29 protein-coding genes are annotated in these 17291 nt (G+C 66.7%); 28 read left to right on the forward strand and 1 reads right to left on the reverse strand.

Annotation, left to right across the window (positions count from 1 at the left end):
• The first annotated feature begins 107 nt into the window (after positions 1–107).
• From SOM13_RS11480 to map, 26 genes are all read left to right on the forward strand, one after another.
• Complete coding sequence (locus tag SOM13_RS11480) at positions 108–320, forward strand: Rv0909 family putative TA system antitoxin (RefSeq protein ID WP_192061031.1); 213 nt, start codon at positions 108–110, stop codon at positions 318–320.
• Positions 321–385: 65 nt separating this feature from the next.
• A complete protein-coding gene (locus tag SOM13_RS11485; RefSeq protein WP_192061032.1) occupies positions 386–1360 on the forward strand; it encodes a DNA topoisomerase IB in 975 nt (324 codons plus the stop codon).
• Between the two features lie 95 nt (positions 1361–1455).
• Positions 1456–2283, forward strand: coding sequence for a DarT ssDNA thymidine ADP-ribosyltransferase family protein (locus SOM13_RS11490; RefSeq protein WP_206758087.1), 828 nt, complete (start codon positions 1456–1458; stop codon positions 2281–2283).
• A 427-nt stretch (positions 2284–2710) separates the two neighbouring features.
• Positions 2711–3019: a 30S ribosomal protein S10 gene (gene rpsJ, locus SOM13_RS11495; protein ID WP_056259724.1), complete on the forward strand. Its 309-nt coding sequence runs from the start codon at positions 2711–2713 to the stop codon at positions 3017–3019.
• A gap of 15 nt (positions 3020–3034) precedes the next feature.
• Positions 3035–3685 carry a 50S ribosomal protein L3 gene (rplC, locus tag SOM13_RS11500; protein ID WP_167627285.1) on the forward strand — a complete coding sequence of 217 codons (651 nt, stop codon included), beginning with the start codon at positions 3035–3037 and terminating at the stop codon, positions 3683–3685.
• A gap of 3 nt (positions 3686–3688) precedes the next feature.
• The gene (gene rplD / locus SOM13_RS11505) at positions 3689–4351 is read left to right on the forward strand and encodes a 50S ribosomal protein L4 (RefSeq protein ID WP_192061034.1); all 663 of its coding nucleotides are present in this window, start codon (positions 3689–3691) and stop codon (positions 4349–4351) included.
• Positions 4348–4647, forward strand: coding sequence for a 50S ribosomal protein L23 (gene rplW / locus SOM13_RS11510; protein WP_055799883.1), 300 nt, complete (start codon positions 4348–4350; stop codon positions 4645–4647). Before rplD ends, rplW begins: the two co-directional genes overlap by 4 nt.
• An 18-nt stretch (positions 4648–4665) precedes the next feature.
• A complete protein-coding gene (gene rplB / locus SOM13_RS11515; protein ID WP_192061035.1) occupies positions 4666–5505 on the forward strand; it encodes a 50S ribosomal protein L2 in 840 nt (279 codons plus the stop codon).
• Positions 5506–5517: 12 nt separating this feature from the next.
• Entirely contained in the window at positions 5518–5799 is a 282-nt protein-coding gene (gene rpsS / locus SOM13_RS11520; RefSeq protein WP_123355173.1) for a 30S ribosomal protein S19, read from the forward strand.
• A 24-nt stretch (positions 5800–5823) separates the two neighbouring features.
• A complete protein-coding gene (gene rplV / locus SOM13_RS11525; RefSeq protein ID WP_055799894.1) occupies positions 5824–6216 on the forward strand; it encodes a 50S ribosomal protein L22 in 393 nt (130 codons plus the stop codon).
• Entirely contained in the window at positions 6216–6995 is a 780-nt protein-coding gene (gene rpsC, locus SOM13_RS11530) for a 30S ribosomal protein S3 (protein ID WP_043593357.1), read from the forward strand. Before rplV ends, rpsC begins: the two co-directional genes overlap by 1 nt.
• A 2-nt stretch (positions 6996–6997) precedes the next feature.
• Entirely contained in the window at positions 6998–7417 is a 420-nt protein-coding gene (rplP, locus tag SOM13_RS11535) for a 50S ribosomal protein L16 (protein ID WP_055799897.1), read from the forward strand.
• A complete protein-coding gene (gene rpmC, locus SOM13_RS11540) occupies positions 7417–7746 on the forward strand; it encodes a 50S ribosomal protein L29 (protein WP_192061036.1) in 330 nt (109 codons plus the stop codon). The genes rplP and rpmC overlap by 1 nt, the downstream gene beginning before the upstream one ends.
• Positions 7746–8042 (forward strand): 30S ribosomal protein S17, encoded by a 297-nt coding sequence (gene rpsQ, locus SOM13_RS11545; RefSeq protein WP_055799902.1) that lies wholly within the window; start codon positions 7746–7748, stop codon positions 8040–8042. Before rpmC ends, rpsQ begins: the two co-directional genes overlap by 1 nt.
• Positions 8043–8076: 34 nt before the next feature.
• The gene (gene rplN, locus SOM13_RS11550) at positions 8077–8445 is read left to right on the forward strand and encodes a 50S ribosomal protein L14 (RefSeq protein ID WP_043593350.1); all 369 of its coding nucleotides are present in this window, start codon (positions 8077–8079) and stop codon (positions 8443–8445) included.
• A 3-nt stretch (positions 8446–8448) separates the two neighbouring features.
• A complete protein-coding gene (rplX, locus tag SOM13_RS11555) occupies positions 8449–8808 on the forward strand; it encodes a 50S ribosomal protein L24 (protein WP_192061037.1) in 360 nt (119 codons plus the stop codon).
• Positions 8808–9392 (forward strand): 50S ribosomal protein L5, encoded by a 585-nt coding sequence (rplE, locus tag SOM13_RS11560; protein WP_192061038.1) that lies wholly within the window; start codon positions 8808–8810, stop codon positions 9390–9392. The genes rplX and rplE overlap by 1 nt, the downstream gene beginning before the upstream one ends.
• A 141-nt stretch (positions 9393–9533) precedes the next feature.
• Positions 9534–9932, forward strand: coding sequence for a 30S ribosomal protein S8 (gene rpsH / locus SOM13_RS11565; protein ID WP_192061039.1), 399 nt, complete (start codon positions 9534–9536; stop codon positions 9930–9932).
• Between the two features lie 6 nt (positions 9933–9938).
• Entirely contained in the window at positions 9939–10475 is a 537-nt protein-coding gene (gene rplF / locus SOM13_RS11570; protein WP_320477441.1) for a 50S ribosomal protein L6, read from the forward strand.
• A 2-nt stretch (positions 10476–10477) separates the two neighbouring features.
• Positions 10478–10849 (forward strand): 50S ribosomal protein L18, encoded by a 372-nt coding sequence (gene rplR, locus SOM13_RS11575; RefSeq protein ID WP_192061041.1) that lies wholly within the window; start codon positions 10478–10480, stop codon positions 10847–10849.
• On the forward strand, positions 10846–11604 hold the full coding sequence (gene rpsE / locus SOM13_RS11580) for a 30S ribosomal protein S5 (RefSeq protein ID WP_243214132.1): 759 nt from the start codon (positions 10846–10848) through the stop codon (positions 11602–11604). The genes rplR and rpsE overlap by 4 nt, the downstream gene beginning before the upstream one ends.
• A complete protein-coding gene (gene rpmD, locus SOM13_RS11585; protein ID WP_055799925.1) occupies positions 11604–11789 on the forward strand; it encodes a 50S ribosomal protein L30 in 186 nt (61 codons plus the stop codon). Before rpsE ends, rpmD begins: the two co-directional genes overlap by 1 nt.
• On the forward strand, positions 11789–12418 hold the full coding sequence (gene rplO, locus SOM13_RS11590) for a 50S ribosomal protein L15 (RefSeq protein WP_082475306.1): 630 nt from the start codon (positions 11789–11791) through the stop codon (positions 12416–12418). The genes rpmD and rplO overlap by 1 nt, the downstream gene beginning before the upstream one ends.
• Before the next feature lie 68 nt (positions 12419–12486).
• Positions 12487–13809, forward strand: coding sequence for a preprotein translocase subunit SecY (gene secY / locus SOM13_RS11595; RefSeq protein WP_192061042.1), 1323 nt, complete (start codon positions 12487–12489; stop codon positions 13807–13809).
• Positions 13806–14429 carry an adenylate kinase gene (locus tag SOM13_RS11600; RefSeq protein ID WP_192061043.1) on the forward strand — a complete coding sequence of 208 codons (624 nt, stop codon included), beginning with the start codon at positions 13806–13808 and terminating at the stop codon, positions 14427–14429. Before secY ends, SOM13_RS11600 begins: the two co-directional genes overlap by 4 nt.
• Before the next feature lie 5 nt (positions 14430–14434).
• On the forward strand, positions 14435–15268 hold the full coding sequence (map, locus tag SOM13_RS11605) for a type I methionyl aminopeptidase (protein ID WP_320479793.1): 834 nt from the start codon (positions 14435–14437) through the stop codon (positions 15266–15268).
• A 54-nt stretch (positions 15269–15322) separates the two neighbouring features.
• Here map and SOM13_RS11610 read toward each other — a convergent pair whose 3' ends face one another.
• On the reverse strand, positions 15323–16573 hold the full coding sequence (locus tag SOM13_RS11610; RefSeq protein ID WP_320479794.1) for an LCP family protein: 1251 nt from the start codon (positions 16571–16573) through the stop codon (positions 15323–15325).
• A gap of 179 nt (positions 16574–16752) precedes the next feature.
• On the opposite strand from SOM13_RS11610, the gene infA reads away from it, so the two are divergent.
• Together infA and rpmJ are read left to right on the forward strand one after the other, a co-directional pair.
• Positions 16753–16974, forward strand: a complete 222-nt coding sequence (gene infA / locus SOM13_RS11615; RefSeq protein ID WP_043593329.1) for a translation initiation factor IF-1 — start codon at positions 16753–16755, stop codon at positions 16972–16974.
• A gap of 68 nt (positions 16975–17042) precedes the next feature.
• The gene (gene rpmJ / locus SOM13_RS11620; RefSeq protein WP_043593327.1) at positions 17043–17159 is read left to right on the forward strand and encodes a 50S ribosomal protein L36; all 117 of its coding nucleotides are present in this window, start codon (positions 17043–17045) and stop codon (positions 17157–17159) included.
• Positions 17160–17291 lie beyond the last annotated feature (132 nt).

Genomic DNA, 17291 nt, shown 5'->3' on the forward strand with positions numbered 1-17291 from the left:
ACTGCTGATCTCGAGAGAGGTCGGACCCTTCGGGGTCCGGCCTCTTTCTCGTCTCCGGGTACACGATGGACTCGAGCCGGACCGACCGGCACGGACGGGAGATCCCCATGGCAGGCTTCGACGACATCAGCAAGAAGGCCCAGGCCTTCCTGAAAGACGGCAAGGTCCAGGAGGCGCTGAAGAGCGAGAAGGCGGAGGGCGTCAGCGACTCCGTGCTCGACGCCGTCGCCAAGGCGGCCGACAAGGCCACCGGCGGCAAGCACTCAGACAAGATTGAGCAGGCACGGCGGCAGGCCGACGAGAAGCTCGGCGACCGCTGACGGTGTCATGAACGACGGGCGGCCAGGGATCACCCCGGGTCGCCCGTCGGGTGTTTACTCGACGGATGCCGCGCCTCCGCCGAACCGATGCCACGCGACCCGGCATCTCGCGCAGGCGGGCCGGCTCCGGGTTCTCCTACCGCGACGAGAACGGGGCGCTCGTGACCGACCCCGGGCTCAGGGCGCGGATCGATCATCTCGGCATCCCACCCGCCTGGACAGACGTCTGGATCGCGCCTTATCCGAACGGCCACGTGCAGGCGACGGGTGTGGACGCCGCCGGGCGTCGGCAGTACGTCTACCACCCCACCTGGCGTGAGCAGAAGGACCGCCTGAAGTTCGATCGCGCGATGGCTCTCGCAGAATCGCTGCCGGCGGCCCGCGGGCGCGTCACCCGGCATCTGCGACTCGCCGAGCCCGTGCGTGAGCGTGCTCTGGCGACCGGCTTCCGCATGCTCGACACCGGCTCCCTCCGGGTCGGGTCCGAACGCTACGCCGAGCAGCACGGCAGTCATGGGCTGTCGACGCTGCTCTGCGCTCACGTGTCGGTCTCCGGTGACGCGGTGTCGTTGGCGTTCCCCGCCAAGAGCGGTCAGGCGTGGGAGTCGTCGATCCGCGATGCCGACCTGGCGTCCGTCGTCCGCGGGCTCAAGAGCCGTGGCCCCCGGGCGCGCCTCCTGGCCTGGCGTCCTGCGGCCGGCGACCCGTGGCGCCCGCTGCACGCGGTCGAGATCAACGACTACGTCCGAGAGCAGACCGGGGGAGACTTCACGGCGAAGGACTTCCGCACGCTGCACGGCACGGTGGCGGCAGCGGTCGGTCTCGCGAAGGCGGGCCCGCAGCAGACCCCCACGAGGAGGCGCAAGGCCGTCTCGCAGGCCATCGCGGCGGCCGCTGAGGTGCTCGGCAACACCCCCTCCGTCGCCCGGGCGTCGTACGTCGACCCGCGTCTGATCGACGCCTACGAGCACGGGGAGACCATCGATCCGGCTCGCATCGCCGCCGCCGAGTCGGAGGTCAGGGCGCTCCTCTACCGGTGAAGCCGCCCCGAGCGTTCGCCAGCGCTCGGCTCGATGACGTACCGTTGAGGGTTGCGTCGGATCGAGTCCGGCGCCCGAGAGGAACTACTGCAGTGATGGACGAGTGCATCCACGGTTTCGAGAGAGAGCTGTGCGACATCTGCGCGCCTCGCCGACGCGAGCCCCAGGTCGACGCCGACGGTCAGGTCAAGACCCTCGTGCCCAAGCGGCGTGCCGCCTCCCGGAAGCCCGAGTCGCTCCGCAGCACCCCGGCACTCCCTCGAGACATGGCGGCGTCCGCCGTGGCCGCTCAGGCGGCCCAGACGCCCGTCCCCGTGTTCTCCCAGCAGCGCGTCTACCACTGGACCCACGTCTCCAACCTGCCCGGCATCCTCGAGTCCGGCGAGATCCGTGCCGGCGCCACGCCGGTGCTCGACGTCAGCTCCGAGGCCACCCGTGCGCTCCGCGCATCGGTGACCGCCGCCTCCGGCGCTCCGCTCGCCGACCACGTCCCGTTCTCGCTCTCGCCCCACGCCACCGCCTGGGACACCGTGCGCTCCGGTGCCGAGGGCTACGAGTGGTCCGACGCCGCCCGCACGGCGAAGGCCACGGACTTCGTCATGCTCGTCGTCCCGATCTCGGCCCTGGGCGACGACTTCGTCGTGACCGAGGGTGACGCTGCAGTCCAGGGCGTGCGCGCCGGTGTGGGCGTCGACGACGCCGCGGGCATGGTGCGCCGGTTCTCGCTCGCCGACCCCGACCTGCTCGAGCCCGAGGTGCTCGTCCCGTCGCGTGTCGCCTTCGACGCCGTCACCCTCGTGGGCGTGCCGAACGACAAGGTCCGCGACGCCGTCAAGAACCTGGTGGCCGACGCCGGCGGGCACGCCCCGCGCATCTCGGTCTACCCGCCCTGGTTCCGACCCTCGCCCGTCGAGCAGGTCTGATCCCCGAGGGGCCGCGTCCGCCCAGGAGGCGCGCGCGGCCCCTCCTCGAAATCCGCGACACGCCCGGGTTGCAGCAAATGCAGGCGTGTGGCAAAATCGTCTAGTTCCACACTTCGGGTTGCGCCACGGGCGCCACCACGGATCACTGCCAGGCAGTGCACAGACGTATCGCGTCTGGGCCGCGGGTAGCAGGACGCATCTCACAATCGAATCCCTTGCGACGCCCGCCCTCCGGGGTGCGGCAGGCGGGGCGATGACCACGATGACTGCCCTCCCCGGGTCTTCTCCGCGGCCATCGGCCGGGTTCCGAGATGGATTGACACAAGAACAGCGGTACGCGAGAGACACGTAGTGCCAGATGTTTGCCCAGCAAACAGCGTCAGGCGGCCTTCGAGGTGCGCGACGTCCGAACGAGAGAGAGTCACACATGGCGGGACAGAAGATCCGCATCCGACTTAAGTCGTATGACCACGAGGTCATCGACTCCTCCGCGCGCAAGATCGTCGACACGGTCACCCGCGCGGGCGCTACGGTGGTCGGCCCCGTGCCGCTGCCGACCGAGAAGAACGTGGTCGTCGTGATCCGTTCGCCCCACAAGTACAAGGACTCGCGCGAGCACTTCGAGAAGCGCACGCACAAGCGCCTCATCGACATCGTCGACCCGACGCCGAAGGCCGTCGACTCGCTCATGCGTCTCGACCTCCCCGCCGACGTCAACATCGAGATCAAGCTGTAGGGGGCGACCATGACCATCAGCACCACGAAGAACGTCAAGGGCCTGCTCGGCAAGAAGCTCGGCATGACCCAGGTCTGGGACGAGAACAACAAGCTCATCCCCGTCACCGTCGTCGAGATCGCTCCGAACGTCGTGACCCAGGTCCGCTCGCTCGAGAAGGACGGCTACACGGCCGTCCAGATCGCCGCCGGTCAGATCGACCCCCGCAAGGCCACCAAGCCGGCCGTCGGTCACTTCGACGCCGCCGGTGTCACGCCCCGCCGCCACCTCACCGAGGTCCGCACCGCCGACGCCGCCGAGTACGCACTCGGCCAGGAGCTCACGGTCGACACCTTCGAGGCCGGCCAGAAGGTCGACGTCGTCGGCACCTCCAAGGGCAAGGGCTTCGCCGGTGTCATGAAGCGTCACAACTTCAAGGGCGTCGGCGCCTCGCACGGTGCCCACCGCAACCACCGCAAGCCCGGTTCGATCGGTGCTTCGTCGACCCCCAGCCGTGTCTTCAAGGGCATGCGCATGGCCGGTCGCATGGGTGGCGACCGGGTCACCATCCTGAACCTCACGGTGCACGCCGTCGACGCCGAGAAGGGTCTGCTGCTCGTCAAGGGCGCCGTCCCCGGTGCTCGCGGCCGCATCGTTTTCGTCCGTACCGCCGTGAAGGGGAAGTAGCTCATGGCCACCACTACCGCATCGGCCGCCTCGGTCGACGTCCTCGACGCCACCGGCTCGAAGACCGGCACCGTCGAGCTGCCCGTCGAGCTCTTCGACGTCGTCACCAACGTCCCGCTGATCCACCAGGTCGTCGTCGCCCAGCAGGCCGCCGCCCGTCAGGGAACCCACAAGACCAAGCGTCGTGGCGAGGTCTCCGGCGCCGGTCGCAAGCCGTTCAAGCAGAAGGGAACCGGTCGCGCTCGTCAGGGCTCGATCCGCGCCCCCCAGATGACCGGCGGTGGCATCGTCCACGGGCCGCAGCCGCGTGACTACGCGCAGCGCACGCCCAAGAAGATGATCGCCGCAGCCCTCCTCGGCGCCCTGTCCGACCGTGCACGCGGTGCCCGCGTCCACGTCGTCGAGAGCTTCGTCGCCGACTCGATCAGCACCAAGGTCGCGCTCGACCTCCTCGCGTCCGTCGCGTCGAGCAAGCACGTCCTGATCGTCGTCGACCGCGACGACGAGCTGACCCGCAAGAGCGTTCGCAACGTGACCACGGTCCACGTGATCACGTACGACCAGCTCAACGCCTACGACGTGCTCGTCAGCGACGACATCGTCTTCACGAAGAGCGCCTTCGACGGCTTCGTCGCCTCGAAGACCAAGAAGGAGGCCTCCGCATGAGCGGCTACGGCAAGGACCCTCGCGACGTCATCATCTCGCCCGTCGTCTCCGAGAAGAGCTACTCCCTGATCGATCAGGGCAAGTACACCTTCATCGTCGACCCGCGGTCGAACAAGACCGAGATCAAGCTCGCCATCGAGAAGATCTTCGACGTCAAGGTCGACAGCATCAACACGCTCAACCGGACGGGCAAGACCCGTCGCACCCGTTTCGGCACCGGCAAGCGTAAAGACACCAAGCGCGCCATCGTGACGCTCAAGTCCGGTTCCATCGACATCTTCACGGCTGTCGGCTAGGGAGCAGAGGGATAAAACATGGCTATTCGTAACTACAAGCCCACGACGCCGGGTCGCCGCGGTTCGTCGGTCGCCGACTTCGCGGAGATCACGCGTTCGACGCCCGAGAAGTCGCTGCTCCGTCCGCTGACCAAGTCGGGTGGGCGCAACAACGCCGGTCGCATCACGACCCGCCACATCGGTGGTGGCCACAAGCGCCAGTACCGCGTGATCGACTTCCGTCGCCACGACAAGGACGGCGTCAACGCCAAGGTCGCTCACATCGAGTACGACCCCAACCGCACGGCGCGCATCGCGCTCCTGCACTTCATGGACGGCTCGAAGCGCTACATCATCGCTCCGAACAAGCTGTCGCAGGGTGACATCGTCGAGTCGGGTGCCGGGGCCGACATCAAGCCCGGCAACAACCTGCCGCTGAAGAACATCCCCGTCGGTACCGTCATCCACGCCATCGAGCTCAAGCCCGGTGGAGGCGCGAAGATGGCCCGTTCCGCCGGTGCGTCGGTCCGTCTGGTCGCCAAGGACGGCCCCTACGCGCAGCTCCGTCTGCCGTCGGGCGAGGTCCGCAACGTCGACGCCCGCTGCCGCGCCACGATCGGCGAGGTCGGCAACGCCGAGCAGTCGAACATCAACTGGGGCAAGGCCGGCCGCATGCGCTGGAAGGGCGTCCGCCCGACCGTCCGTGGTGTCGCCATGAACCCCGTCGACCACCCGCACGGTGGTGGTGAGGGCAAGACCTCCGGTGGTCGCCACCCGGTCAGCCCGTGGGGCCAGAAAGAAGGCCGCACGCGCCACCCCAACAAGGAGAGCGACAAGCTCATCGTCCGTCGTCGTAACGCTGGCAAGAAGCGTAAGTAGGAGTTGTAGAAGATGCCACGCAGTCTTAAGAAGGGCCCCTTCGTTGACGACCACCTGCTCCGCAAGGTCGTCACGCAGAACGAGGCCAGCACCAAGAACGTCATCAAGACCTGGTCGCGCCGATCGATGATCATCCCGAACATGCTGGGACACACCATCGCCGTGCACGACGGACGCAAGCACATCCCCGTGTTCGTGACCGAGAGCATGATCGGCCACAAGCTCGGTGAGTTCGCGCCCACCCGCACCTTCCGTGGTCACGTGAAGGACGACAAGAAGGGTCGTCGCCGCTAACGCGGCGACGTAAGGAGGAGAGAAATGGTGGAGTCGATCGCACGCGTGCGTCACATCCGCGTCACCCCCATGAAGGCCCGTCGCGTCGTCAACCTGATCCGCGGCAAGCAGGCCCTCGAGGCCCTGGCCATCCTGAAGTTCGCGCCCCAGGGTGCGAGCGAGCCCGTCTACAAGCTCGTCGCGTCGGCCATGGCCAACGCCCGTGTCAAGGCGGACAAAGACAACAGCTACCTCGACGAGCAGGACCTCTACGTGAGCCGTGCATTCGTCGATCAGGGTGCAACCCTCAAGCGGTTCCAGCCGCGAGCCCAGGGGCGTGCCTTCCAGATCCTGAAGCGCACCAGCCACATCACGATCGTCCTCGCGACGCCTGATGAGGTCGAGGCTGCCGACGCTACGAAGAAGGCGAGCAAGTAATGGGCCAGAAAGTAAACCCGTACGGCTTCCGTCTGGGCATCACCACCGACCACGTGTCGCGGTGGTTCACCGACAGCACCAAGCCGGGCCAGCGTTACAGCGACTACGTCGCCGAAGACGTGAAGATCCGCACCCTGCTCAAGACCTCGCTCGACCGCGCCGGTGTGGCCAAGATCGAGATCGAGCGCACCCGTGACCGCGTCCGCGTCGACATCCACACCGCCCGTCCGGGCATCGTGATCGGTCGTCGTGGCGCCGAGGCCGAGCGCATCCGCGGCGACCTCGAGAAGCTCACGAGCAAGCAGATCCAGCTCAACATCCTCGAGGTCAAGAACCCCGAGGCCGAGGCTCAGCTCGTCGCACAGGGCATCGCCGAGCAGCTCGCTGCTCGTGTCGCGTTCCGTCGTGCGATGCGCAAGGGCCTCCAGGGCGCGCAGCGCGCCGGTGCCAAGGGTGTCCGCATCCAGGTGTCCGGTCGTCTCGGCGGCGCCGAGATGAGCCGCTCGGAGTTCTACCGCGAGGGCCGCGTGCCCCTGCACACGCTCCGCGCCAACATCGACTACGGCTTCTACGAGGCCAAGACCACCTTCGGTCGCATCGGTGTCAAGGTCTGGATCTACAAGGGCGACATCACCAACAAGGAGCTCGCACGCGAGCAGGCGAACCAGAAGTCGTCTCGCCCCGAGCGCCGTAACGACCGTGACGGTGCCCGTCGCGGCGGGGGCGACCGCGCTCCCCGCGAGCAGAAGGCACCCGCCACCACAGGAGCTGAGGCGTAACCATGCTTATCCCCCGTCGTGTCAAGCACCGCAAGCAGCACCACCCCGGTCGCAGTGGCCAGGCCACTGGTGGCACCAAGGTCAGCTTCGGTGAGTACGGCATCCAGGCACTCACGCCCGCTTACGTGACCAACCGTCAGATCGAGTCCGCTCGTATCGCCATGACGCGTCACATCAAGCGCGGCGGCAAGGTCTGGATCAACATCTACCCCGACCGTCCCCTCACGAAGAAGCCCGCCGAGACCCGCATGGGTTCCGGTAAGGGTTCGCCCGAGTGGTGGGTCGCCAACGTCAAGCCCGGTCGCGTGCTCTTCGAGCTCAGCGGCGTGTCTGACGAAATCGCGCGCGAGGCACTCACTCGTGCGATCCACAAGCTGCCCCTCAAGGCACGCATCATCAAGCGCGAGGAGGGCGACGCATAATGGCGATCGGATCCAAAGAGCTCCGTCCGACCGAGCTCGACACTTTCGAAGACGAGCGTCTGGTCGACGAGCTGAAGAAGGCCAAAGAAGAGCTGTTCAACCTGCGCTTCCAGTCGGCCACGGGCCAGCTCGAGAGCCACGGCCGCCTGCGTGCCGTGAAGCGCGACATCGCTCGCATCTACACGGTCCTGCGTGAGCGCGAGCTCGGCATCCGTGCCACCCCCGTCGCCGTCGAGGCCGCTCCCAAGGCGACCAAGAAGTCGACCAAGAAGGCCGCCGCCGACGAGGCGCCCGCCGCCGACACCGTCGAGACCGCCGAGGAGAAGTAATGGCTACCGAGAACAAGACCGAGGTCGACTCGGCAGCCGTCGAGACCCGCGGCTACCGCAAGACCCGTCGCGGGTACGTGACCAGCGACAAGATGGACAAGACCATCACCGTCGAGGTCGAGGACCGCGTCAAGCACCCCCTGTACGGCAAGGTCATCCGCCGCACGTCCAAGGTCAAGGCGCACGACGAGGCCAACGCGGCCGGTGTCGGCGACCTCGTCGTGATCAGCGAGACCCGTCCGCTCAGCGCCTCCAAGCGCTGGCGCCTGGTCGAGATCCTCGAGAAGGCGAAGTAGGCCTCGCGGCCTGCTTGCGTAGAAGGAGACACAAGTGATTCAGCAGGAATCCCGCCTCAAGATCGCCGACAACACCGGTGCGAAAGAGATCCTCACCATCCGCGTCCTCGGAGGCTCCGGCCGTCGTTACGCGGGTCTCGGTGACGTCATCGTCGCAACGGTGAAGGACGCCATCCCCGGCGGAAACGTCAAGAAGGGTGACGTCGTCAAAGCCGTCATCGTTCGCACCAAGAAAGAGGTCCGTCGTCCGGACGGCTCTTACATCAAGTTCGACGAGAACGCCGCAGTGATCCTGAAGGCCGATGGGGACCCCCGCGGTACCCGTATCTTCGGGCCGGTCGGTCGCGAACTTCGCGACAAGAAGTTCATGAAGATCATCTCGCTGGCGCCGGAGGTTATCTAAGTCATGGCAAACATCAAGAAGGGTGACCTGGTTCAGGTCATCACCGGCGCGACGCAGACGCGTGGCGGCGACCGTGGCAAGCAGGGCAAGGTCCTCGAGGTCCTCGTCGAGCGCAACCGCGTGGTCGTCGAGGGCGTCAACCTCGTCACCAAGCACGTCCGCGTCGGCCAGACGCAGCGCGGCACGAAGACCGGTGGCATCGAGACGCACGAGGCACCCATCCACGTGTCGAACGTCGCCATCGTCGACCCCAAGACCAAGAAGCCGACGCGAGTGGGCTTCCGTGAAGAGACGGTCACCAAGGGCGGCGTCACCAAGACCGTCCGTGTCCGTTACGCCAAGGCGTCGGGAGAGAACCTCTGATGACTGACACCACCACCACCCCGACTGCGCTGCCGCGCCTCAAGGCGAAGTACCGCGCGGAGATCCTTCCGCAGCTGAAGAGCGACTTCGGTTTCACGAACGTCCACCAGGTCCCCGGCCTGGTCAAGATCGTCGTGAACACCGGTGTCGGCGAGGCCGCTCGTGACAGCAAGATCATCGACGGTGCCATCAAGGACCTCACCGCCATCACGGGTCAGAAGCCGCAGGTCACGAAGGCTCGCAAGTCGATCGCCCAGTTCAAGCTCCGCGAGGGTCAGCCCATCGGCGCCCACGTGACGCTTCGCGGCGACCGTGCATGGGAGTTCCTCGACCGGCTGCTGTCGCTCGCTCTTCCCCGCATCCGCGACTTCCGTGGTCTCAGCGACCGCCAGTTCGACGGAAACGGAAACTACACGTTCGGTCTCACGGAGCAGAGCATGTTCCACGAGATCGATCAGGACCGCATCGACCGCGTGCGTGGATTCGACATCACCGTCGTCACCACCGCCAAGAACGATGACGAGGGGCGCGCGCTGCTGAAGGCGCTCGGCTTCCCGTTCCGTTCGGCCGACTCGGCCAAGTAAGATCGTCCGGTCGGCAACTCGCACGTCGAGTTGCCGACCGTTCCCCTGAGGTCGCAGAGATTCGCTCTGCGACCACCCGATCGTCCAGGTCGGCACCCGGTGTACCGGATGTCGAAACCGGATGAGAAAGAGATCAATCGCATGACGATGACAGATCCGGTCGCAGACCTGCTGACCAGACTGCGCAACGCGAACTCGGCCTTCCACGAGACCGTGTCGCTTCCGAGCAGCAAGCTCAAGTCCCACATCGCCGAGATCCTCAAGCGCGAGGGTTTCATCGAGTCGTGGAAGGTCGAAGACGCCCGCGTCGGACAGACCCTCACCATCGACCTCAAGTACGGCCCCGCCCGTGAGCGCTCCATCAAGGGCATCAAGCGCGTGTCGAAGCCCGGTCTCCGGGTCTACGCGAAGTCGACCGAGATCCCTCAGGTGCTCGGTGGACTCGGTGTAGCCATCCTGTCGACTTCCTCCGGTCTGCTGACCGACCGTGAGGCCCAGAAGAAGGGCGTGGGCGGAGAAGTCATCGCCTACGTGTGGTAACTCGTCATGTCTCGAATCGGAAGACTCCCCATCTCGATCCCTGCCGGGGTCGACGTGAAGATCGACGGCCAGGCCGTCACCGTCAAGGGCCCCAAGGGTGAGCTGTCGCTCATCGTGAAGAGCCCCATCGAAGCCAAGCTCGAAGAGGGCACGGTCGTCGTGACCCGCCCCGACGACGAGCGCGAGTCGCGTTCGCTGCACGGCCTCACGCGTACCCTCATCGCCAACCAGATCATCGGTGTGACGCAGGGCTACACGAAGGGCCTCGAGGTCGTCGGAACCGGCTACCGCGTCCAGGCCAAGGGCTCGAACGTCGAGTTCGCCCTCGGTTACTCGCACCCCATCACCGTCGAGCCGCCTGCGGGCATCAGCTTCACGGTCGAAGGCAACAACAAGCTCACGGTCGTCGGAATCGACAAGCAGGCCGTCGGCGAAGTCGCCGCCAACATCCGCAAGCTGCGCAAGCCCGAGCCCTACAAGGGCAAGGGTGTGCGCTACGCCGGCGAGGTCGTCCGCCGCAAGGCCGGAAAGTCAGGTAAGTAATCATGGGTCTCGGTACACGAGGAAAGAGCAAGTCGGCCGCCACCAAGCGCCGTCACACCCGCCTGCGCAAGAAGGTCGTGGGCACCGAAGAGCGCCCCCGTCTCGTCGTCACCCGTTCGGCCCGGCACGTGTTCGTGCAGGTCGTCGACGACAGCAAGGGCTTCACCGTCGCCAGCGCATCGACCCTCGAGGCCGACCTGCGGTCGTTCGACGGTGACAAGACCGCTAAGTCCCGCAAGGTCGGCGAGCTCGTCGCCGAGCGCGCCAAGGCAGCGGGCATCGAGGCCGTCGTGTTCGATCGCGGCGGCAACAAGTACGCCGGACGCGTCGCGGCCATCGCCGAAGGCGCCCGAGAGGCTGGTTTGAACCTGTGAGCGACGCTACGAACACCACACCCCCCGCCGAGCCCGAGGCGACTGCGACGACCGAGGCGACCAAGGCTCCGGCCGAGGCCGTCGTCGAGCGTCCCGTCGAGACGGCTGCCGGCTCCGAGTCCAACAACCGCGAGGGTGGTCGTACCGACCGCCGTGGCGGTCAGGGACGCGGAGATCGCAACGCCGGTGGCCGCGGCCGCGGTGACCGCGACGACAAGAGCCAGTTCCTGGAGCGCGTCGTCACGATCAACCGCGTGTCCAAGGTCGTCAAGGGCGGTCGTCGCTTCAGCTTCACCGCCCTCGTCGTGGTCGGAGACGGCAACGGACTCGTCGGCGTCGGCTACGGCAAGGCCCGCGAGGTCCCCACGGCCATCAGCAAGGGCGTCGAAGAGGCGAAGAAGAACTTCTTCCGCGTCCCCCGCATCGGCAACACGATCCCGCACCCCGTGCAGGGTGAGGCCGCTGCCGGCGTCGTCATGCTGCGTCCGGCTTCTGCCGGTACCGGTGTCATCGCCGGTGGTCCCGTCCGCGCCGTGCTCGAGTGCGCCGGTGTCCACGACGTGCTGAGCAAGTCGCTCGGTTCGTCCAACACGATCAACATCGTTCACGCGACCGTCGAGGCGCTCAAGCAGCTCGAAGAGCCGCGTGCCGTCGCCGCCCGTCGTGGGCTCGACATCGACGCCGTCATGCCGGCCTTCATGGTCCGTGCAGAGCAGGCGGCGCGTGACGCAGCAACCGCGAAGGCAGGTGCATGATGGCCGCCAACCTCAAGGTGACCCAGATCAAGTCCGTAATCAGCGAGAAGCAGAACCAGCGTGACACGCTGCGGAGCTTGGGCCTCAAGCGCATCGGCCAGTCGGTCGTGCGCGAAGACAACAAGCAGAACCGCGGCTACGTCAACACGGTCGCCCACCTCGTGAAGGTCGAGGAGATTGACTAATGGCTGACGAGAAGAAGGAGACGGCTGAGAAGGCCGCTCCGAAGAAGGCCGCCGCCACCAAGGCGACGACCACGAAGGCTGCTCCCAAGGCAGCCGCCAAGAAGCCGGCTGCCGACAAGGCCGCCGCTTCGACGGGTTCGACCACCAAGGCCGCTCCCGCCGCGAAGTCGTCCGACGACGTCGCCCGTCCCCAGGTGCTCAAGGTGCACCACCTTCGTCCGGCTCCCGGTGCCAAGAAGGCGAAGACCCGCGTGGGACGCGGTGAGGGTTCGAAGGGTAAGACCGCTGGGCGTGGAACCAAGGGCCAGAAGGCCCGGTACCAGGTCAAGGTCGGCTTCGAGGGTGGGCAGATGCCGCTCCACATGCGTACTCCGAAGCTGCGCGGGTTCAAGAACCCGTTCCGCGTCGAGTACCAGGTCGTGAACCTCGAGAAGCTCGGCGAGCTCTACCCCCAGGGTGGCGACGTCACCGTGAGCGACCTCGTCGCCAAGGGTGCAGTCCGCAAGAACGAGAAGGTCAAGGTCCTCGGACAGGGCGACCTCAGCGTCAAGCTGACCGTCGCGGTCGACAAGGTCTCCGGCTCCGCCGAAGACAAGATCGTCGCCGCCGGCGGGTCCGTCACCAAGTAATCACCTGAGGGGGTGGCCCGAGAGGGCCACCCCCATCAGTCGTCTATCCTCGTACCGGGAGGCACCACGTGTTCAGAGCTGTCGCGCGAATCATGCGCACCCCCGACCTGCGTCGCAAGATCGGGTTCACGCTCGGCATCATCGCGCTCTTCCGGTTGGGTTCGTTCATCCCCGCACCGTTCGTCGACTACCAGAACGTGCAGCTCTGTCTCGCCGGCAACACCGGCACATCGGGTCTCTACGAGCTCGTCAACCTCTTCAGCGGTGGCGCCCTCCTCCAGCTCTCGGTCTTCGCGCTCGGCATCATGCCGTACATCACGTCGTCGATCATCGTGCAGCTGCTCCGGGTCGTCATCCCGCACTTCGACACCCTCTACAAAGAGGGCCAGTCGGGCCAGGCGAAGCTGACCCAGTACACCCGTTACCTCACGATCGCCCTCGGCATCCTGCAGTCGACGACCCTGATCACCGTGGCCCGTTCCGGCGCCCTGTTCAGCGGATCCGGCGCAGCCGAATGCAGCCAGCTCATCACGAACGACGCCTGGTACGCCGTCATGCTCATGGTGATCACCATGACCGCCGGTACCGGCCTCATCATGTGGATGGGCGAGCTCATCACCGAACGCGGCATCGGCAACGGCATGTCGCTCCTCATCTTCACGTCGATCGCCGCCCGGTTCCCCACGGCTCTCTGGAGCATCGCCCAGGCCCGCGGCTTCGAGATCTTCCTCATGGTCATCGCGGTCGGCCTCGTCATCATGGCCGCCGTCGTCTTCGTCGAACAGTCCCAGCGTCGCATCCCGGTCCAGTACGCGAAGCGGATGGTCGGTAGACGGACGTACGGCGGCAACAACACCTACATCCCGATCAAGGTGAACATGGCCGGTGTCGTGCCCGTCATCTTCGCCTCGTCGCTCCTCTACCTGCCCGCCCTCGTCGCGCAGTTCAACCAGCCCGCCGACGGCACGGCTCCGCCCGCATGGGTCAGCTGGGTCCAGGCCAACTTGACGTCCGGCGACAATCCCCTCTACATGCTCGTGTACTTCGCGCTCATCGTCGGGTTCACGTACTTCTACGTCGCGATCACCTTCAACCCCGAAGAGGTCGCCGACAACATGAAGAAGTACGGCGGGTTCATCCCGGGCATCCGCGCCGGTCGCCCCACCGCCGAGTACCTCGACTACGTGCTGACGCGGGTCACGCTCCCCGGTGCCCTCTACCTCGGCATCATCGCCCTCATCCCGCTGATCGCGCTGGCGACCGTGGGCGCGAACCAGAACTTCCCCTTCGGAGGCGCGAGCATCCTGATCATCGTGGGTGTCGGTCTCGAGACGGTGAAGCAGATCGACTCGCAACTCCAGCAGCGTCACTACGAAGGGCTCCTCCGATGAGCATCGGTGTCGAAGGACACATCAGCCCGCGCCTCCTCATCGTGGGTCCCCCCGGGGCCGGCAAGGGCACTCAGGCGTCGGCCATCGCCGAGGCGTACGGCATCCCCGCCGTGTCGACTGGTGACATCTTCCGTGCCAACGTCAAGAACGAGACCGAGCTGGGGCTCAAGGTCAAGGCCATCCTGGCGGCCGGTGACTACGTCCCCGACAGCCTGACCAACGAGCTCATCTCGGATCGACTCGAGCAGAGCGACGCCGCAGAGGGGTTCCTGCTCGACGGCTACCCGCGCACGATGGCTCAGGTCGACTTCCTCGATGCCCATCTCGCCGAGCGGGGCGAGTCGCTCACCGGCGTCGTGCAGCTCGTCGCCGATCGCGACGAGATCGTCGAGCGTCTCCGCAAGCGCGCACTCGAGCAGGGTCGTGAAGACGACACCGAAGAGGCGATCCGTCACCGTCAAGACGTGTACCTGCGTGAGACGGCGCCGCTGGTCGAGACGTACCGCGAACGCGGTCTGCTCGTCGAGGTCGACGGTCTGGGCAGCATCGCCGAGGTGGCGGCACGCATCGACTCGGCGCTGACCGAGCGCGGCTTCCGCTCCACCGCTGCGGCCTCCTGACCCGCGTGGGTCTGCGGAGACCCGGCATCTACAAGAGCCGGGACGAGATGCGCTCCATGGTCCGTCCCGGTCTCCTGACGGCCGAATCGCTCGACGCGGTAGCCGCGGCCATCCGACCGGGTGTCACGACCCGAGAGCTCGACGCCATAGCCGAGGCCGTCATCCGAGCCGGGGGCGGCGTGCCCAACTTCATGCTGGTGCCCGGATACCGCCACACCATCTGCGCGTCGGTCAACGACGAGGTCGTCCACGGCATGCCGGGTGATCGTGTGCTCCGCGCGGGTGACATGGTCTCCATCGACAGCGGCGCCGAGGTCGACGGCTGGAACGGCGACAGTGCCCGCACCTTCGTCATCGACGATCCCTCGCGTCCCGACGTCGTCGCCTCGCGCCGACGGCTCAACGACGTCACCGAGCAGGCTCTGTGGCACGGCATCGCGGCACTCGCGACGGCGCGCAGGCTGGACGAGGTCGGTGGCGCCATCGAAGACCACGTCGAGAGCCAGGGCCGGTTCGGCATCATCGAGGACTACACGGGTCATGGCATCGGCCGCTCCATGCACGAAGACCCGCCCGTCTTCAACTACCGGGTCTCGGGGCGCAGCCCCTCGGTCAAGCCCGGCCTCGTCGTGGCCATCGAGCCCATGATCACCTCCGGCACGATCGACACCGTCACGGGTTCCGACGAGTGGACGGTCTCGACCGTCGATGCGTCCGACGCGGCGCACTGGGAGCACTCGATCGCCGTCCACGATGACGGCATCTGGGTGCTGACCGCCGCCGACGGCGGCGCAGCCGGTCTCGCCCCGCTGGGCATCAGGCCGGTCCCGATCGCCTGAGGCGACTCGAGCGCGGCGTCCGACGTGGTGGAGCCAGCACTCCGCCCGGTGGGATCAGCCGTTGCCGACGCTGCAGGTCTCTTCCGCTGCGGTCTGCCCGGAGATGGTCGAGGGCAGCGTCGAGACGGGCGCCTCGGTGGCAGGTGCCGTGGGCGCGGCCTCCGCGTCGGCCGCAGGAGTCGACGGGCTGGCGGGCGCGGAAGGCGCCGCGCTGGGATCCTGAGCGACGGATGCGCGACCGTTACTCTCGTCGCCGACCGTGAACTTCGTGTCGGCCGCCAGCGCCGCGTTCAACGTCGCCGCATCTGCTTCGGACGCCACGACCCGGTTCGAGTCGTAGGGGTCGTCGACGACGGGGTACTGGACGAAGACGATCTCGGCCGGCGAGAGATCCCGTGCGGCGTAGGCCAGCTGCACGAGCGTGTCGGGGGAGTTCAGCGTCGACGAGAGCTCCATGTTGCTGAGCGCCGCGGAGGCGAGCTTGTAGAGCGTCGCCGGGTTGGAGAGCGTGCCGACGGAGAGGATCTGCCGCATCATGGCCGACAGGAAGACCTGCTGGGAGCTGATCCTCGCCAGGTCGCTCCCGTCGCCGACGCCGTGACGGGTGCGCAGGAACGCCAGAGCGTCGACGCCCTGCAGGGAGTGCGTCCCGGGGGAGAGGTCCAGGCCGCTGTCCGTGTCCGTGATCTGCTGGGCGACGCAGACGTCGACCCCGCCCAGGGCGTTGGACATCTCGATGACGCCGTCGAAGGTGATCGCCGAGGCGTAGGGGATCGCGAGCCCGGTGATGGACTCGACCGTGGACACCGTGCAGGAGAGCCCACCGCGATCGAGGGTGGTGTTGAACTGGACGCGGCTCTCGGCCGGGTAGTACGTGCCGTCGGGTCCCGTGCAGTCGGGGACGGAGACGATCATGTCGCGGGGGAAGCTCACGGCGCTCATCTGGGAGTGGTCCTCCGAGAGGTGCACGAGGATCGTCACGTCGTTGCGAGCGCCGTCCGTCGTGCCGGCGTCGATCTGACTGTCGGCGGCTCGGACGTCCGTGCCGACGAGGAGGATGTTCGCCCCGCCGGTGATCTCGGAGATCCGGACGTCCTGGACGGTGTCCTCGTTACCCAGCACGACCGTCGACACCTCGGAGGTGGCCGAACGGACGGCGATGGCCGCCACCGATGCGCCGCTGACGAGCACGACGGCGAGCCCACCCGCCACGAGGGTGAGCAGAGGGCGGACCGGACCTCGACGTCGCAGCCGCCCGTGACGGGCGATGCCGCGGGGGCTCGTCGGAGTGGTTCGTCCGGGCATTCGGGCTCCCTGTCTCGGCATGTCTCGACGATCCGGCGTGTCGCATCGACAACGCAGGTTGCTGAACTATAGCGGCATCACATAAGATCGACCCTTGGTGTCTTGTGTCGGCTTCATCTGACAGAGGGCACCGCATCCCCGCACGACCAACACCCCCGAACCTGAGCGACAGTGAGGCTATGGCCAAAAAAGACGGTGTCATCGAAATCGAAGGCGCAGTGATCGAGGCTCTTCCCAACGCGATGTTCCGCGTTGAGTTGACGAACGGCCACCGAGTTCTCGCCCACATCTCCGGCAAGATGCGTCAGCACTACATCCGCATCCTCCCCGAAGACCGCGTGATCGTCGAACTCTCGCCCTACGACTTGACCCGCGGCCGGATCGTCTACCGCTACAAGTAGGGCGTGCTGGAAAGGAACGGCCCCGCGCACCCGCGGGGCACGAAGCCAGCGAGATCAAGGAATCAGCAATGAAGGTCAACCCCAGCGTCAAGCCCATCTGCGAGCACTGCAAGGTGATCCGCCGCAAGGGCAACGTCATGGTCATCTGCAAGAGCAACCCGCGCCACAAGCAGCGTCAGGGCTAGCTCTCAGGCCGCGTCCGCGCGGTCTGAAGATGCCGGGCCGGTGAGCCGGCCCACAGCAACATCGACAAAGCAGCACCAGAACCACGAACGCTCCGGCGGTCGCGGGGACACCCCGGGGCGGAGGCCCGGGCA

The sequence above is a fragment of the Frigoribacterium sp. CFBP9030 genome (genome assembly GCF_034045195.1).
In the GTDB taxonomy this organism is placed as follows: domain Bacteria; phylum Actinomycetota; class Actinomycetes; order Actinomycetales; family Microbacteriaceae; genus Frigoribacterium.

What these genes read in the sequence shown, in the direction of transcription:
- SOM13_RS11480 (WP_192061031.1), top strand. Translation starts at nt 108, where the DNA reads ATGGCAGGCTTCGACGACATCAGCAAGAAGGCCCAGGCCTTCCTGAAA.
- SOM13_RS11485 (WP_192061032.1), top strand. Translation starts at nt 386, where the DNA reads ATGCCGCGCCTCCGCCGAACCGATGCCACGCGACCCGGCATCTCGCGC.
- SOM13_RS11490 (WP_206758087.1), top strand. Translation starts at nt 1,456, where the DNA reads ATGGACGAGTGCATCCACGGTTTCGAGAGAGAGCTGTGCGACATCTGC.
- rpsJ (WP_056259724.1), top strand. Translation starts at nt 2,711, where the DNA reads ATGGCGGGACAGAAGATCCGCATCCGACTTAAGTCGTATGACCACGAG.
- rplD (WP_192061034.1), top strand. Translation starts at nt 3,689, where the DNA reads ATGGCCACCACTACCGCATCGGCCGCCTCGGTCGACGTCCTCGACGCC.
- rplW (WP_055799883.1), top strand. Translation starts at nt 4,348, where the DNA reads ATGAGCGGCTACGGCAAGGACCCTCGCGACGTCATCATCTCGCCCGTC.
- rplB (WP_192061035.1), top strand. Translation starts at nt 4,666, where the DNA reads ATGGCTATTCGTAACTACAAGCCCACGACGCCGGGTCGCCGCGGTTCG.
- rpsS (WP_123355173.1), top strand. Translation starts at nt 5,518, where the DNA reads ATGCCACGCAGTCTTAAGAAGGGCCCCTTCGTTGACGACCACCTGCTC.
- rplV (WP_055799894.1), top strand. Translation starts at nt 5,824, where the DNA reads ATGGTGGAGTCGATCGCACGCGTGCGTCACATCCGCGTCACCCCCATG.
- rpsC (WP_043593357.1), top strand. Translation starts at nt 6,216, where the DNA reads ATGGGCCAGAAAGTAAACCCGTACGGCTTCCGTCTGGGCATCACCACC.
- rplP (WP_055799897.1), top strand. Translation starts at nt 6,998, where the DNA reads ATGCTTATCCCCCGTCGTGTCAAGCACCGCAAGCAGCACCACCCCGGT.
- rpmC (WP_192061036.1), top strand. Translation starts at nt 7,417, where the DNA reads ATGGCGATCGGATCCAAAGAGCTCCGTCCGACCGAGCTCGACACTTTC.
- rpsQ (WP_055799902.1), top strand. Translation starts at nt 7,746, where the DNA reads ATGGCTACCGAGAACAAGACCGAGGTCGACTCGGCAGCCGTCGAGACC.
- rplX (WP_192061037.1), top strand. Translation starts at nt 8,449, where the DNA reads ATGGCAAACATCAAGAAGGGTGACCTGGTTCAGGTCATCACCGGCGCG.
- rplE (WP_192061038.1), top strand. Translation starts at nt 8,808, where the DNA reads ATGACTGACACCACCACCACCCCGACTGCGCTGCCGCGCCTCAAGGCG.
- rpsH (WP_192061039.1), top strand. Translation starts at nt 9,534, where the DNA reads ATGACGATGACAGATCCGGTCGCAGACCTGCTGACCAGACTGCGCAAC.
- rplF (WP_320477441.1), top strand. Translation starts at nt 9,939, where the DNA reads ATGTCTCGAATCGGAAGACTCCCCATCTCGATCCCTGCCGGGGTCGAC.
- rplR (WP_192061041.1), top strand. Translation starts at nt 10,478, where the DNA reads ATGGGTCTCGGTACACGAGGAAAGAGCAAGTCGGCCGCCACCAAGCGC.
- rpmD (WP_055799925.1), top strand. Translation starts at nt 11,604, where the DNA reads ATGGCCGCCAACCTCAAGGTGACCCAGATCAAGTCCGTAATCAGCGAG.
- rplO (WP_082475306.1), top strand. Translation starts at nt 11,789, where the DNA reads ATGGCTGACGAGAAGAAGGAGACGGCTGAGAAGGCCGCTCCGAAGAAG.
- SOM13_RS11600 (WP_192061043.1), top strand. Translation starts at nt 13,806, where the DNA reads ATGAGCATCGGTGTCGAAGGACACATCAGCCCGCGCCTCCTCATCGTG.
- SOM13_RS11610 (WP_320479794.1), bottom strand. Translation starts at nt 16,573, where the DNA reads ATGCCCGGACGAACCACTCCGACGAGCCCCCGCGGCATCGCCCGTCAC.
- infA (WP_043593329.1), top strand. Translation starts at nt 16,753, where the DNA reads ATGGCCAAAAAAGACGGTGTCATCGAAATCGAAGGCGCAGTGATCGAG.
- rpmJ (WP_043593327.1), top strand. Translation starts at nt 17,043, where the DNA reads ATGAAGGTCAACCCCAGCGTCAAGCCCATCTGCGAGCACTGCAAGGTG.